The sequence below is a fragment of the Ruegeria sp. CDSC054 genome (assembly GCF_059610645.1).
In genome coordinates this window covers 494,647-509,058 of the sequence record NZ_JBXWOA010000002.1, presented here as the reverse complement: position 1 = coordinate 509,058, position 14,412 = coordinate 494,647, and the positions used below count along the sequence as shown (strand labels likewise).

Genomic DNA, 14,412 nt, shown 5'->3' with positions numbered 1-14,412 from the left:
AGGCCGTCGGGACAGCCCCGGCGGCCTGTTTTGCACCAAAGGGACAAAAATGACCGAAACAGTCGTTAAACTGACGGATGTCTGGAAAATCTTTGGCGCAAAAGCCGAAGAAGCCATGGAAGCCGTCCGGAATGAAGGCATCGGAAAGCCTGAAGTTCTGGAAAGATTCAATTGTGTCGTTGGCGTGCAGGGCGCGTCCTTCGAAGTGCCAAGGGGCGAGATTTTCTGCATCATGGGCCTGTCAGGCTCTGGCAAATCGACGCTGGTACGACACGTTAATCGCCTGATCGAACCGACCGCCGGAAAGATCGAAATTCTGGGGCAGGATGTCTCCAAGATTTCCGAGGCCGAGCTGCGTCGCATTCGGGCCATGCAAATCGGGATGGTGTTTCAGCACATGGCACTGATGCCACACCGATCGGTTCGCGATAACGTCGCCTACCCGCTGGAAATCCGCAAAGTGTCCAAGTCGAAACGCTGGGCAGTTTCAGATCATGCACTGGGGTTGGTAGACCTGACAGGCTACGAGGATCGCCTGCCCAAAGAGTTGTCGGGTGGGATGCAGCAACGTGTGGGGATCGCCCGTGCGCTGGCCTCGGACCCCGAGATTTTGTTGATGGACGAGCCGTTCTCGGCGTTAGATCCGTTGATCCGGTTGCAACTGCAAGATCAGTTCAAGGCGCTTGTGGCGCAGCTGCAAAAGACGACGCTGTTCATCACCCACGACCTGGACGAGGCCATCCGTATCGGGCACCGGATCGCCATCATGAAAGACGGCGTCATAGTTCAGATTGGCACGCCCGAAGATATCGTCATGAACCCGGCGGATGACTATGTGCGTGAGTTCGTACAGGGCATTTCCAAACTCAAACTGGTCAAAGCGCATTCGATCATGGAACCAATCGACAGCTATTCCGGCTCGACTGAGGGCGCACCACGCGCGGATGAAGGGGCGGATTTGGACCAGTTGATCGACCTTGCCGTCAATACGGACCTGCCGGTCATCATTACCGATGCTGGCGCTGATGTAGGCGTGGTCACTAAACCGCGTTTGCTGCGCGGAATTCAGGGGGGCAAAAATGACTGATGCAACCACGGAAGTAAAAGTCACGGCCGCCTCGGATATCGAAGTCGATCGCGACGCATTGGACCGTTCAATCCATGAGTTTGCGGGACCAAACGGCGATTATTACGTCAACGCTTTTCACAAAATCCATGATGCGACCAGTGGCATTCCAAACACGTTCAACATCTGGGCGGCTGTTCTGGGGCCGTTCTGGTCAGCCTCACGTGCGATTTGGGGGATGTTCTGGACTTTCCTGATCCTGGAAATCATCGCCTGGGTTCAGATCGGCCGCGGTGCCTGGGGCAATCCTGGCGCTGATTTGGCCGAACGGGCCGAGCGTCAGCAAACTCGCGCGAACGAATTGTTGGAGCGCGCGGCTGCGGCGACCGAAAAGGCAGATATAGACCGGTTCAACAAACTGGCGGCTAATATCCAGAAGGCGGCGGATTCCAGTTTTGAAAAAGCCGCTGCCGCTCAGTCCGAAGCCGTAGGCATCATGGTTACGGGCCTGTTGATGCTTCTGGTCTTCAAGCTTGCGCAAGGCTTTTATGCGGACCGCGTGTACGAAAAGCAGTACTCCAATTGGCGGACGGATCCTGCCAGCACCGAAAGCGGCCGCTCGACCCGGAACACTGTTTTGGGCGCTGTTCTGGTGGCCGCAATTGGTCCGCTGATCGTGTACAAATTCACTGTAAACGCTTCACTTCCATTGTTGGATGCATTCCCCGAGCAGGAAGTCTCCGCGATGATATTGGGCGAAGGCAACGGAACGTTGTTCTCAAATCTGGCAAGCTGGATGGAGGCGCAAATAGATGCAGCCGCCGCAGCCGGCGGGGATGTATTCGACGGTATCGTGGCGGGTGTGCGATCTGTTCTGGACGCGTTGACGGTGGCATTGATCGGTTCCCCGTGGCCGGTTGTGATGTTGGTGATCTGTGTGACCGCGTGGCGCGCGGCAGGGCCAAGGGTGGCAATCTTCACCGCGTCTTCGTTGGCCTATATCGCGCTTCTGGGGTATTGGGATGTGGCGATGGAAACCGTGGCCTTGGTGGGCGCGGCGGTGCTGTTATGCGTGGTTTTTGGCATTCCGCTGGGCATCTGGTTCGGCAAATCCAAGCGCGCCTACCGGGCGGCCGAGCCGGTGTTGGACCTGATGCAGACATTGCCGGCGTTTGTCTACTTGATCCCAATCATCGCTTTCTTTGGCACAGGCAACCCGCCGGGCATTTTGGCGACGATCATCTTTGGTATGCCGCCAGTTATTCGCCTGACTGCGCTGGGGATGCGCGGGGTTCCGGAAAGCATCAAAGAGGCTGCCGTGGCTTTTGGGGCGTCGAAATGGCAGTTGCTCAAGGATGTTGAGATCCCGCTTGCCCTGCCGTCGATCATGACCGGCGTGAACCAGACCATTCTGATGTGCTTGTCGATGGTGGTGATTATCTCGCTGATCGGCGGTGGAGGTCTGGGCAAGGAAATCCTTGAGGCGCTGCAATACGCTGCCAAAGGTCCGGGCCTGCTGGGTGGGTTCGCCATCCTGTTCCTGGCCATGGTCATGGACCGTATCGTTCAAGGTGCCTTCCGCCGAGAAGACGAGAAACTCTGAACGCAAACGCCCCCGGTTCACATCGGGGGTGTTTTTCTTTCACCGGAGACGCAGATGACCGACCGTTACGAACAGTCTATGATGGACAATCTATATTGGTGGGGGATACCGACCCTATTTCGGTGCCCCAATCAAGGTCCCGAAGGGCAGGACATCGCTTTGGTCGGAGTGCCGCATTCGGCAGGCAACGGCACAACCGAGCGGGATCAGCATTTGGGCCCGCGTGCTTTGCGGCATGTCTCGGCCGTACAGCGGCGGGTACATTCGGTGTTTGAAATTGATCCGTGGAATAGCGCAAAGATTGCAGATGTGGGCGACGTTCCATTTCCGCGGGCAAACGATAACGAAGACTGCATCGAACGGATTACGGCTTTTTACAAAGACATCGATGCAGCCGGTGCGCGCCCGGTGTCGATTGGCGGCGACCACTCCATCACTGGCGGGATAGTGCAAGCGCTGGGTTGCGGTAAACTGGCTGGTGGAGAGCCTGTCAGCTTTCTGCATTTGGACGCGCATACTGACGTCTTCACCAAGGTCGATCATTTCCTGGGGGCGAAGAAATCAGCGGCCCATTGGGGCGCGTATCTGGCGGATCAGGGGCAGGTCGACCCCACGCGATCCATGCAAATCGGACTTAGGGGCCATCCACGAAGCTTGGACTGGCTGCAGCCGTCCTACGACTATGGCTACAACATCGTCACTATGCGCGAATTCCGTCAACGAGGGTTGGAAGACGTCGTGGCTCAGACCAAAGAAGTGCTGGGGGACCGCCCAGTCTATATCACGTTCGATCTGGATTGCCTTGATCCCACTGTCGCGCCTGCCGTGTCCAATCTGGAACCGGGCGAGAAGGGTTTCGATATTGACGAGGCTGTCGGCATTCTGCGTGCCGCGCGCGGGTTGAACATTGTGGGCGGGGACGTCGTTTGCATGATGCCAACCAAGGACAGCCCGAACAACATCACCGCGCTAACGGCAGCTGCGGTGATGTTCGAAATGATCTCGATGATCGCCGAAAACGCCAGCTAGCGCCGTGCGTCAACAGCCTGGGCCAAAACGCAGAGCAGTTCGAACATCAGCGAAATGCCCAGCCACGCGGTGCCTCCGTTCGGATCGAATGGGGGCGATACTTCGACCAGATCAGCGCCAATCAGGTTCACGCCAGACATCTGGCGGATGACCTGCTGCGCCTGAAAACTGTTTGGTCCCCCGATCTCGGGCGTTCCGGTGCCAGGGGCGTAGGTTGGGTCAACAAAATCAATGTCATAGGTGCAATAGGTTGGTGCTTGCCCAACGATACCGCGCACCTCGGCCATCACGTCGTCGATGCCCCGATCAAACAGTTCCTCGATACGGATGATGCGAATACCCTGTGCCTCGCCCCATTCGATGTCTTCGGTGTTGTAGGCGGTGCCCCGGATGCCAACCTGAACAAAGCGTTTGGGGTCGACCAGTCCTTCTTCTACCGCGCGCCGAAACGGAGTGCCGTGGGTGAACTTATGGCCCCCAAAATAGCTGTCGAACAGGTCTGTGTGACTATCGAACTGGATCAGGCCAATGGGGCCTGCGGCGGCAAGCGCACGCAAAACGGGCAGGGTGGTCAGGTGGTCCCCGCCAGCGGTGAGCGGAACAATGCCTTTTGCCTGTAGGGTCGAGTAGAAATCCGTAACCCGGTTCAGAGTATCTTCGATATCAACCGGATTGGGCGCAACGTCGCCAAGATCGGCGCAATTGACCATTGAGAACGGCGCGACGCCTGTGACCGGGTTCATCGCGCGGATCATCGTGGAATAGTCCCGCAATTGTCGCGGACCATGCCGCGCGCCGGGGCGATTGGTGGTGCCGCCATCCCACGGGATGCCGATGAGACCGACCTGAACATCCAAAATCCGTTCGTGATCCAGGTCCAGGCTGGGCAAACGCATGAACGAGGGGATGCCGGCAAACCGGGCCAGCTCCATCGCCGATACCGGCTGAAAAAATGAATCGGTCATGGCCTTATCCTTCGCGCAATTCCCATTGGACCCTAGCGGCCCAATGAAGTGTTGGGAATGCTCTGTGGTTTTTATGTCAGAATGCGGAAACGTTTCCGGATTTCGGCATCCTGTTCGGCGCTCAAATATTCTGGGTGATGGCTGGCCAGAACTTCTTTGGCGTGATGCCGGGCAGATGACCATGCGTCTTTCGCACCATCGTTTTGCCACGTGCGGGGCTCCTGTCGATCGGCGAGTTCAGGGTAAAAGTAATCCCGCTCCATCGCCGCATAGGTCTGCGCGCTTCCCAAGAAATGCCCGTCCCCCAGAACAGAATGGCAGATGGCGTCAAAACCCAGGTTTTCCTCGCTCACCTCAATCCCGCGCAGCGCCCGATAAGTGTGTGAGTGCATTTCGTTGTCCAGAACAAACCCCTCGAAACTTGCGCCTAACAAGGATGCGGTCATTCCCGAGCTTTCATAGATCAGGTTCCCCCCAGCCAGTGCCGCGGCAAGCGATGTCATGCCTTTTTCAACGCCGTACTGCGCGTCGATAGCCTTTGCGTCGGTCATCGATGCGGCCACGCCCGAGGGCAGGCCCAGCCAGTTTGTGAGCTGAGCTGAGGCCGCGTTCAAAACGGCCGTCTCTCCGCTGCCGCCAGCAAAAGACCCGGTTCTCAGGTCTACGATGAAAGGCCAATTGGAAAACACCATCGGAAATCCGGGCCTGATTGCGTGGACCATGACAAGGCTGGCCAATGTCTCGGCCAGCGATTGCGCCAAAAACCCGGCCAAAGTTGCCGGTGCCGTGGCGCCGGCCTGCGCGGCCGTGATGCACGACATGGGAATATTGTGGGCGACGCATTCATAGACGACTTCAACCGCATCCTCCCCATACCGCAGTGGCGAAATCACCGGGCTGATATGAGCCTTCAGAAAGGGGCGTTTGGCGAATTCACCCGGCCCTCCGGCGACGATATCCAGCAACTCGACAATGGGGCCGACATGTTCGGCCAGGGTAAATGATGTTGCCACTGGTTTGGTCGTATTGCGCACTAACGCATAGGCGGTGTTGACGTCCAGATCGAATACATCAGGTACATCTGTGGCCACGCAGCATCGGGTGAACCAACTGACATTGGCCAGCGTGTCCTGCAATCGCGTGAAGTCGTGCAGGTCCTCGAGCGTAGAAGGGCGATAGAAACCGCTATTGATGTCCAGCGTTTGAACGGCCGCGCCACCCGTGCCGAAAAACACGCGGTCGCCGCCAACCTCGATGGAGCGGTTTTCGTCCCGGCCATGAAACACGAAACTCTTGGGGGCCGTATCGATTGCGCGCTGAACTAATACACGTGGGAACAACAACCGGTCTTGTTGACCGACCTGCACACCTGCGGCTTTGAGGTCTGCCGCTAATCTGTCTGGCACGTTTCCCATGCCCAAACGTTCCAACAGCTGCAGTGCTGTATCGTATATCTGTTCGATCTCGCGTTGGCTCAGAGGTTTATAAGCGCCGCCCTTCTGGCCGGGTGGGCAGGGGTCTACGACCGGTTTGGCTGCTCGCTGGGCATGCCGCGCTTTTCGGCCGCTGCGTTTAGAACCCTCTGATGACATCCGGTCCAATTCCTTTTTATCACTTTCCTGCACCGTAAGGGGCGGAACATCCCGGCAACAAAGGCGAATTGCCTTTTTCAGAATCCGAAATCGCAGTTTCGATTTTCCTGCACCCGCATTTGCGCAGTTGTCGCCCCAGCCTTTTCTTCCGCAAGACTTGGACGAAATCTTACGGAGCAAAGCCAATGAAGTCGCGTACCAAAGTCGTTGTGATCGGCGGCGGCATCGCCGGATGTTCGACCCTCTATCATTTGACGCAAGAGGGGTGGACCGATGTGGTGCTGGTCGAACGGAACGAATTGACCTCGGGCACGACGTGGCATTCGGCCGCGCAGGTGACGAACTTTGGCATGAACCAGACGATGGTAGGCCTGAAAACGCACTCGATCCAATTGTACAAGGAGTTAGCCGACGATCCGGATTATCCGATCAACTACCACCACGGGGATGGGGGGATACGCCTCGCCAACACCGAAGGCCAGATGCAGGGCTATCGCCACTTTGCATCCATGGCGCGGGGTATGGATGTGCACTTCGAGGTGATTGACGCGGACGAATGCGCCCGCCGCCACCCTCTGATTTCAACCGACAACCTGATCGGCGGGCTGTGGGACCCCTTGGACGGCGATATTGACCCCGCTCAGTTGTGTCAGGCATTGGCGCGCCGGGCGCGCAAGGCAGGGGCAGAGGTTTATCGGAATACACCAGTGACTGGTCTGGTGCAGCACGCCGACGACACCTGGACTGTGCAGACCGAGCATGGTGACATCGATTGCGACATCGTGGTCAACGCCTGCGGATATCGCGTCAACGAAGTCGGCGCAATGATGGGCGTTCATCATCCTGTTTCGTCGATGGAGCACCAGTACTTCCTGACCGAAGAGATACAAGCGATACGCGACGCGGGTCACCGGATGCCGCTACTGCGTTGTCCGATCAGCGACTATTATTGCCGGCAGGATAAAAACGGCCTGTTGCTCGGGTTTTACGAACAGGACTGCAAGACCTGGGGTATGGACGGGATTGAGCCGAACTTTGTGAACGCTCTTTGTCCCGATGATCTGGATCGCGTGACGGATGTGTTGGAGGGCGCATTCGCGCGGATGCCCGCGCTGATGGAGGTTGGTATTCACACCGTGGTCAATGGGCCGATTACTTATACGATCGACGGGGCTCCGCTGGTGGGGCCAATCCCAGGCAAACGCAACGCCTTTTGTATCATCGGTCTGCGCGCAGGGCTGGGCGAAGGGGGTGGGCATGGGTGGCTGCTAGCCCAACAGATTGTGCATGGTGAGGCTTGTTACGATACGTGGTGCCTCGATCCCCGGCGGTTCACGGGTCATGCAAACGTCGAATTGACCGCGCTCAAGGCCATCGAAGATTATCAAAACGAATTCCGGTTCCACTTTCCGCATGAACATCGCCCTGCAGGACGTCCCGCCAAGACTACACCTCTGACGCCGGTGCTGGCGGCGGGAGGGGCCGAGTTCACCGTGGTCAATGGGTGGGAGAGGGTGGATTATATCAAACCCTCGCCGGAGTTTACGCCGACGCATAGTTTCGGTTTTGACGAAACATTTGATGTGGTCGCCGCTGAGGTTCGGAATGTGCAATCGGGTGTTGGACTGGCCGAGGTGAACGGGTTCAATCGGATCGAAATCACTGGAAACGACCGGCATGCTTTTCTGGACCGGATGTTCTGCGGGCTTGTGACCCGGCGCGAGGGGCGTGTTGGGCTAGGATACCTTCTGAACCATCATGGTATGATCAAAGCAGAGGCTACTGTCGCCAATCTACCGGCCAGCGACCGGGGGGAGGCGCGCGTCTGGTATGGCTCAGCCGCAGCAAGCGAATTTCATGACATGGATTGGCTACGCCAGCACATGCGACGCGATGAAGACGTTCATCTGCGCAGTTTGACAAATGACCAAACCATATTGGTGCTCGCTGGCCCGAAGGCGCGAGACGTCTTGTCGGTCTGCGCCCGAGGGGATTGGTCGGCTGAGGCTTTCCCGTGGCTCAATGTGCGCGAGTGCTTCGTTGGCATCGCTCCGGCTACGGTCATGAACCTCAGCTTTTCGGGTGAATTGGCCTATGAAATCCACGTACCCAACGCCTCGCTTTACGCGGCCTATTTGGCGTTACGGCAAGCAGGTGAGGCACACGGGTTGAAGGTGTTCGGGGCACGGGCTGTTGAATCGATGCGGATGGAGAAGAGCTTTCTTCATTGGAAAGCAGACCTGATCACCGAGTTCGATCCCTATGAAACAGGATTGGACAGGTTCGTCCGATTGAATAAGGGAGATTTTGTCGGGCGGAACGCTTTGTTAAATCGACAATCAGAGGGGCTTCGTAAGAAGCTTGTCGTGCTTCAGGTTTCCTCAACCTTCGGTCCTGCACATCCTGGAGCGTCATTGATGCAGGGGGATAAGGTGGTTGGAACCGTCACATCGGGTGATTGGGGACATCGCACCGGGTTGAATCTGGCGCATGCATTTGTCGATCCCGCCTACGCGGATATCGGATGTGAAATGGATCTGGACAGTTGCGGTCAGGGTGCGCGCGCAACGGTCATTCCGTCGTGCCCATATGACCCGGGCTTTGACCGGATGAAGGCGTAACTGGAACTTTGGCATTGCCGCAAGAGTAAATCTTTGCTTGGCTAGTTTCGAGCAAATCGAAACAATGATTGGCACCCATGTCCAAATCGCTGAGCCTGAGATGGTTGGAAATCTTCCAATTGATCGCCAAATCCGGATCGATCCAACAGGTCGCGTCCGAAACGGGTTTGTCGATCAGCACGGTCTCGAACCACCTGCGCAGCTTGGAAAACACGCTTGGTATCGAGCTGGTCGATCATGGGCGCAGACCCATGGGCCTGACGCCCGCGGGCGAAGTCTTTGCGCGATATGTCCGCGACGGTTTGACTGTTCTGAAACGCGGCGAGGCCGAAATCCGAACGGGCAATTGGCAACATGCGACCGACCTGCGATTGGCGCTTATTGACGATTTCGACAACCAGATCGCGCCTGATATGGTCCGGTTTCTGGCGCAGGCATTGCCGCGTTGCAATTTTCGTCACTATACGCGTCCCAGCCACGAAATCCTCTCCAAGCTACAGGAACATAAATTGGATGTGGGTGTTGCCACCCGACCACCGGGACGAACCGAAGGGTTGATCGAGTACCCGTTGATGCGCGACCCGTTTTTGGTCGTGCTTCCCAACAGTTTTGAAGGGTCGCCAGAAGAGTTGTTTCACCCGGACGCGGACTTACCCCTATTACGGTATTCGCGGGACTATGTGATCGGGAAGCAGATCGAGATTCAATTGGCACGCAGCAAGTTTAGCCTGCCGAACAGGTTCGAACTGGAATGCAACCAGTCGATCATCGGTTTGGTGGCCCAGGGTAGCGGTTGGGCGATCACGACGGCCGCCTGTTTTCATCGGACCCAGCGGTTCCATAACAGTGTCAAAGCCATGCCGTTTCCCGGTAGAAACTTCGTGCGAACCGTGTCGCTGTTCACGACCGAAGTGTATCCCGTGACGACCTCGGAACTGATCCAGAAAGTTATGGTGAAACTGATCCGGCAACATTTTACTCGCCCAATGTGCGCCAAGCATCCTTGGCTAAAAAACGACTTCCGCACGATGGAGGGGGAGGCGGCTTAGCCCGGCGCAGGCTTACCAAGCGACGGTCGATTTACAATTCTCGTCGCCAGTTGTTCGCTAGTCCCGGCGGTTTGGTTCTCGACCATCTCCACCAGTTGCAGGGCCGCTTTGCGCCCCATTTCACGATGTGGCACATGCACGGTCGTTAGGGCCGGGGAAACAATTCTGGCCAGTTCGATATCGTCAAAACCCGTGATCGACACATCGCCAGGTACGTCCAACCCCATCTCTTGGGCCTGTCGCAAGGCACCTGCGGCCAACACATCGTTTCCACACAAAAATGCAGTCGGCGGCGGGTCAGCGTTCATCAGGTCGCGGAAGGCTTTGGCACCGTTTTCGATCTCATAGGATGTTTCGACAAGAGTCAGATTGTTGGCCGCGAGCCCGCTATCAGATATCGCATCCCGGATGCCCTGAACCCTGAGCCGGGCGCGATCATTCCCGTCTACGAGACCCGAGATCACGCCGATCTGTGTATGCCCCAATTCAATAACATGGCTGGCGAGGTTGAACATAGCCGCGCGATTGTCAAATCCGACGGAAGGCAACTTGGAGTCCGGCAAATAGGACCATGCGACCAATGCCGGAATTTTCCGCTGGCTCAGAAAGTCGTAGATCTTGGGATCGCGGTCATGTCCGATCAGCAGCAGCCCGTCGGCCCCACGTGCAATCAGGGTCCTGATTTGCTCTTCTTCGATTTCAGGTTTGTAAGCTGAACTTGAGACCAGCAGCGTATACCCGCGCTGGTGCAGCTCTTCCTGAAAGGCCTGAAGGCCACGCGCGAAGATCGCGTTTTCCATGGTCGGTATGATCGCCCCGATGGTGAACGACCGCTTGGCGGCCATGACGCGCGCCGCAAAGTTTGGAGTGTACCCTAACGTTTCAACTGCAGACAGGACGCGTTTGCGGGTCGCTTCGACAACTCGGTCCGGGCTGTTGAGGCAACGCGACACTGTAGCCGTCGAAACGTCAGCCATTTTTGCCACATCATCCAGTGTCGGCGCCGACCGAGGTTTCTCCATTTCCAAACTCACAATTTGCTTTTGCCAATAACTCTAAACTCAACTGACGCCAGAGGGAAGTGGATATGTAAGCGCTTGCATTTTGCATGTAAGCGCTTACAAAGGGCATTGGGCCGAATCTGAAAGGGGAGTCCAAGAGATGTTTCTGGCTGCGTCCGCACTCGTGTTTGCCATCTATTTTGCGAACGTGGCGCTGGGGGCTTTTGCAAACAGCGCCTTTCTTGGTGACGTCGGAGAGATGTTGGTTCTGTTCGCGGCGTCGATTCTGTTCGTTGTCGCGATTCTAAAAAAGGAAGCCGCTCGCGACGCAAAAAGCGATGGCTGATTTTTTGCTTGGGAGGGCACATAATGAAAAACGATAGAAATGAACTGGCGTCCGTCGAACGTCGTAATTTCCTGAAGCTCAGCGCCAGTGGTTCATTTACTGCTGCGCTGGTTGCAGGTGCCGGTGGCGTTCTGTGGTCGTCCGAAGCTGTGGCGCAGACAGCCAAAGAAGAAAATGAGCGTGAAAAGGCAGCGGACCACGTCATGACGGTCGCAACCGCATATGTATTGGGCGCTTCGCGCAGCTATCCGATCATGCAGCTTGACCTGAAAGAAAACATCCAGAACGCAACAAACGGGAAAGTGTACGTCAAGCTTGCGCCTGGTGGCCAACTGGGTGCCGGTGGTGCTTTGGTACAGAAGGTGCAGGGCGGAACCATTCAGGCGGCGCAGCATTCGCTGTCCAACTTCGCACCGTTCGCGTCGACCGTTGACCTTATCAACATGCCGTATCTGTGCGGTTCGAACCAGCGGTTCACCAACCTTGTGCATTCCGACACATGGCAGAACGAAGTTCACCCGAAAGTCGAAGCAGCCGGGTTCAAGGCACTGTTCTATGTGGTGATCGACCCGCGCGTCGTTGCCGTACGTCAGGGTGGTAATGCAATCATCACGCCCGGTGACATGAGCGGTGTGAAGTTCCGCGTACCCGGCTCGAAAATGCTGCAGCAGTACTACCGCATGGTCGGTGCAAACCCGACGCCTGTTGCTTGGGGTGAAACCCCCTCAGCGATCAAGCAGGGTGTTGCGGATGCGCTCGATCCGTCGGTCGGAGCGCTGTATGTGTTTGGCTTCAAGGACATCCTCAGCCACGTGACCTTTACGCAGGCCGTTCCGGACAGCCAAGTTTATTCGTGTAACCTCGAATGGTTCAATTCGATGCCGCCGGACGTTCAGGAAGGCATCATGTGGGGTTCGGAAATGACCAGTCATCAGAACCTTTCCAAAGTTCCCTCGGCCCGTGCCTTTGCCATGGCCGAGCTGAACAAGGCCGGAGTGGAATTCCACTCGCTCAACGCGGATCAACTGGCCGAGTGGGAAAGCGTTGGGGGCTACCAAAACGCCGATTGGGATCCGTTCAAGACAGAGCTGGCCGGGTCGATGGACGCCTTTGAGAAACTGGTCGAAGCGGCCGGGACACAAGGAAAATACTACGTCCACGACGCATGACCTAAACCGGCGGACGTCTTTTTGGCGTCCGCAATCACTCAACAGCAGTCAGGCCTGAAAGGGCCCAAAACAGAAGGCCGCGCCTGACTGTTCTGTCGCCGAGGGAACCGATGACCTTACTCCAAAACATAGATCGCAACGCCGAGCGCTGGCTGCTGCTGGTGTTCTACGTGATGCTGGTCATCACCATGGCCATCGAGGTTCTGCGACGCGAGATATTCGCCTATTCCTCAATCTGGGGGGAAGAAATCGTCCGGTATTCCTTCATCTATTTGGCCTGGATCGGCGCTGCGGCGGCGGTCAAAGAGCGGGCGCACATCCGGATTGATGTGGTCATGCATTACCTCGGGCCGCGTCCCAAGGCCCTACTGTACATCTTCGGCGATCTGGTGATGTTCGCAGTCGCTGTGATCGCGCTTTACTGGTCGTACGAGGCGGTTCACGTCTCGGCCAAGTTTGGATCAGTGACTGACGGCCTCCGGGTGTCGAAAGTCTGGTTCCTGATGGCAGTGCCGACCGGATTCGCGCTGATGATCTGGCGCCTGATCCAATCGTTTATGCGTGACTTCAAATCCCTTCGCGACGGCACGCCCGTCTTCGAAGGTGACAAGCTGTTTGACTGAGGGGATTTGAGATGCTCTGGAATACTCTCAATCAAACCGTAGAACTGGGCTGGGATTTCTACCTGCCCGTCATTCTGTTCGTTGTTCTGATCGCCATGGCTGTTCCGGTTTGGGCAGCGATTGGTTCTGCCGCGATCGTAATGTTAGTCATGTCGGGCGATCTACCGCTGAGCCTGGTGGGTGAGAGTCTGTTTACCGGGATCGACGCCTTTGCCCTAACGGCTGTGCCGCTGTTTATCCTGACGGGTGACGTGCTGGTCCGTACCGGTTTGTCACGTAAATTCCTGGATGTGGCTGAGGCGCTGACTTGCTTCGCCAAAGGCGGGTTTGGCTCGGCCACCGTTTTGGTTTGCGGCATGTTCGCCGCCATTTCGGGGTCGGATGCCGCTGGCGCGGCCGCTGTCGGTCGCATGACCATCAACCGGCTGGTCGAAAGCGGGTATCCGCGCCCCTACGCCTGCGCGTTGGTCGCGGCCGGGGCCTGTACCGGCATCCTGATCCCACCGTCGATTGCCTACATCATCATCGGTCTTGTGCTGGGGATTTCTGCGTCGACCCTTTTTCTAGCAGCCCTGATCCCGGGGCTCGCCATTCTGGTTTCGATCCTGATCACCAACATCATCATGAACCGTCTCTACGCTTATGAGGGTGGCGGCATGATGACGATGGGCGAGTGGCTGGCCAATTTGGGCAAGGCCCTGAAATCCGGCTGGTACGCGTTTATCGTGCCGGGGATTATCTTCTATGGCATCTTCTCGGGTCGCCTGACCCCGACCGAGGCGGGTGCCACCGCCGTGGTTGTCACCATCATCATGGGTTTCATCCTGCGCACGCTGACATTGGCCGACTTTCCTTCGATGCTGGTCAGCTCAGCCAAGGTGAACGGGGTGATCCTGCCGATCATTGCCTTTTCGGCCCCCTTGGCCGAGGCGCTGGCGATCATGGGCGTGCCGCAAGGGTTCGTCGCCTCGATCACTTCGCTGACCGACGATCCGTACCTGCTGATCCTGCTGATGATCGGTATCCTGATTGCTGCGGGCTGCGTTATGGAAACGACGCCCAATATCGTAATCCTAGCTCCTATCCTGAAACCGCTGGCCGACAATATCGGCATGAACGAAATCCAGTTCTGCATCATGATGATTACCGCGCTGGGTGTCGGGTTTATCACGCCGCCGCTTGGTCTGAACCTGTTCGTCGTATCTGGCATTACGGGTGAGTCCATTCTGAAGATTGCGGCCCGTGCTATACCATTCGTATTAACAATGCTGATCGTAGTTCTTCTGATTGCTTACGTTCCGGCGGTTTCGACCACCTTGCTTCCTGAAATCTACCAATAGGACCTACT

General features: G+C 56.9%; 12 protein-coding genes. 9 read left to right on the top strand and 3 right to left on the bottom strand.

All coding sequences use genetic code 11. The features are described from left to right. Positions 1 to 49 precede the first annotated feature (49 nt). Genes AC2FGC_RS06460 through AC2FGC_RS06450 form a run of 3 tightly spaced genes read left to right on the top strand, consistent with a single transcriptional unit; the run spans position 50 to position 3,698 of the window. The gene (locus tag AC2FGC_RS06460) at positions 50 to 1,087 is read left to right on the top strand and encodes a quaternary amine ABC transporter ATP-binding protein (protein ID WP_113790018.1); all 1,038 of its coding nucleotides are present in this window, start codon (positions 50 to 52) and stop codon (positions 1,085 to 1,087) included. After that, on the top strand, positions 1,080 to 2,669 hold the full coding sequence (locus AC2FGC_RS06455) for an ABC transporter permease (RefSeq protein ID WP_496725507.1): 1,590 nt from the start codon (positions 1,080 to 1,082) through the stop codon (positions 2,667 to 2,669). The genes AC2FGC_RS06460 and AC2FGC_RS06455 overlap by 8 nt, the downstream gene beginning before the upstream one ends. A gap of 54 nt (positions 2,670 to 2,723) precedes the next feature. Next, positions 2,724 to 3,698, top strand: a complete 975-nt coding sequence (locus tag AC2FGC_RS06450) for an arginase family protein (protein ID WP_496781708.1) — start codon at positions 2,724 to 2,726, stop codon at positions 3,696 to 3,698. On the opposite strand, the gene AC2FGC_RS06445 is transcribed toward AC2FGC_RS06450, so the two are convergent. Both AC2FGC_RS06445 and AC2FGC_RS06440 read right to left on the bottom strand, forming a co-directional pair. Then, complete coding sequence (locus AC2FGC_RS06445) at positions 3,695 to 4,663, bottom strand: agmatinase (RefSeq protein WP_496725509.1); 969 nt, start codon at positions 4,661 to 4,663, stop codon at positions 3,695 to 3,697. The genes AC2FGC_RS06450 and AC2FGC_RS06445 overlap by 4 nt on opposite strands. 71 nt (positions 4,664 to 4,734) lie before the next feature. Further along, positions 4,735 to 6,255, bottom strand: a complete 1,521-nt coding sequence (locus tag AC2FGC_RS06440; protein WP_496725510.1) for a trimethylamine methyltransferase family protein — start codon at positions 6,253 to 6,255, stop codon at positions 4,735 to 4,737. A gap of 185 nt (positions 6,256 to 6,440) precedes the next feature. Here AC2FGC_RS06440 and AC2FGC_RS06435 point away from each other — a divergent pair, with 185 nt between their 5' ends. Together AC2FGC_RS06435 and AC2FGC_RS06430 are read left to right on the top strand one after the other, a co-directional pair. Further along, positions 6,441 to 8,876 (top strand): GcvT family protein, encoded by a 2,436-nt coding sequence (locus tag AC2FGC_RS06435; protein ID WP_496781706.1) that lies wholly within the window; start codon positions 6,441 to 6,443, stop codon positions 8,874 to 8,876. A gap of 77 nt (positions 8,877 to 8,953) precedes the next feature. Continuing rightward, entirely contained in the window at positions 8,954 to 9,925 is a 972-nt protein-coding gene (locus AC2FGC_RS06430) for a LysR family transcriptional regulator (protein ID WP_496707022.1), read from the top strand. On the opposite strand, the gene AC2FGC_RS06425 is transcribed toward AC2FGC_RS06430, so the two are convergent. After that, entirely contained in the window at positions 9,922 to 10,947 is a 1,026-nt protein-coding gene (locus AC2FGC_RS06425; RefSeq protein WP_496781704.1) for a LacI family DNA-binding transcriptional regulator, read from the bottom strand. The genes AC2FGC_RS06430 and AC2FGC_RS06425 overlap by 4 nt on opposite strands. A gap of 139 nt (positions 10,948 to 11,086) precedes the next feature. Between AC2FGC_RS06425 and AC2FGC_RS06420 the strand changes: the two genes are divergently transcribed. The 4 genes from AC2FGC_RS06420 (at position 11,087) to AC2FGC_RS06405 (ending at position 14,404) form a co-directional block, all read left to right on the top strand. Then, positions 11,087 to 11,272: a hypothetical protein gene (locus AC2FGC_RS06420; protein WP_480794296.1), complete on the top strand. Its 186-nt coding sequence runs from the start codon at positions 11,087 to 11,089 to the stop codon at positions 11,270 to 11,272. A gap of 23 nt (positions 11,273 to 11,295) precedes the next feature. After that, positions 11,296 to 12,441, top strand: a complete 1,146-nt coding sequence (locus AC2FGC_RS06415) for a TRAP transporter substrate-binding protein (RefSeq protein ID WP_496725513.1) — start codon at positions 11,296 to 11,298, stop codon at positions 12,439 to 12,441. A 110-nt stretch (positions 12,442 to 12,551) separates the two neighbouring features. Continuing rightward, positions 12,552 to 13,064: a TRAP transporter small permease gene (locus tag AC2FGC_RS06410; RefSeq protein ID WP_496725514.1), complete on the top strand. Its 513-nt coding sequence runs from the start codon at positions 12,552 to 12,554 to the stop codon at positions 13,062 to 13,064. Between the two features lie 11 nt (positions 13,065 to 13,075). Beyond that, complete coding sequence (locus tag AC2FGC_RS06405) at positions 13,076 to 14,404, top strand: TRAP transporter large permease (RefSeq protein WP_496725515.1); 1,329 nt, start codon at positions 13,076 to 13,078, stop codon at positions 14,402 to 14,404. The last annotated feature ends 8 nt before the right edge of the window (positions 14,405 to 14,412 follow it).

Bases quoted from the DNA above. Each gene is read 5' to 3' on its own strand.
- AC2FGC_RS06425 (WP_496781704.1), bottom strand. From the start codon at position 10,947: ATGGAGAAACCTCGGTCGGCGCCGACACTGGATGATGTGGCAAAAATG.
- AC2FGC_RS06440 (WP_496725510.1), bottom strand. From the start codon at position 6,255: ATGTCATCAGAGGGTTCTAAACGCAGCGGCCGAAAAGCGCGGCATGCC.
- AC2FGC_RS06415 (WP_496725513.1), top strand. From the start codon at position 11,296: ATGAAAAACGATAGAAATGAACTGGCGTCCGTCGAACGTCGTAATTTC.
- AC2FGC_RS06410 (WP_496725514.1), top strand. From the start codon at position 12,552: ATGACCTTACTCCAAAACATAGATCGCAACGCCGAGCGCTGGCTGCTG.
- AC2FGC_RS06420 (WP_480794296.1), top strand. From the start codon at position 11,087: ATGTTTCTGGCTGCGTCCGCACTCGTGTTTGCCATCTATTTTGCGAAC.
- AC2FGC_RS06450 (WP_496781708.1), top strand. From the start codon at position 2,724: ATGACCGACCGTTACGAACAGTCTATGATGGACAATCTATATTGGTGG.
- AC2FGC_RS06430 (WP_496707022.1), top strand. From the start codon at position 8,954: ATGTCCAAATCGCTGAGCCTGAGATGGTTGGAAATCTTCCAATTGATC.
- AC2FGC_RS06455 (WP_496725507.1), top strand. From the start codon at position 1,080: ATGACTGATGCAACCACGGAAGTAAAAGTCACGGCCGCCTCGGATATC.
- AC2FGC_RS06445 (WP_496725509.1), bottom strand. From the start codon at position 4,663: ATGACCGATTCATTTTTTCAGCCGGTATCGGCGATGGAGCTGGCCCGG.
- AC2FGC_RS06405 (WP_496725515.1), top strand. From the start codon at position 13,076: ATGCTCTGGAATACTCTCAATCAAACCGTAGAACTGGGCTGGGATTTC.
- AC2FGC_RS06460 (WP_113790018.1), top strand. From the start codon at position 50: ATGACCGAAACAGTCGTTAAACTGACGGATGTCTGGAAAATCTTTGGC.
- AC2FGC_RS06435 (WP_496781706.1), top strand. From the start codon at position 6,441: ATGAAGTCGCGTACCAAAGTCGTTGTGATCGGCGGCGGCATCGCCGGA.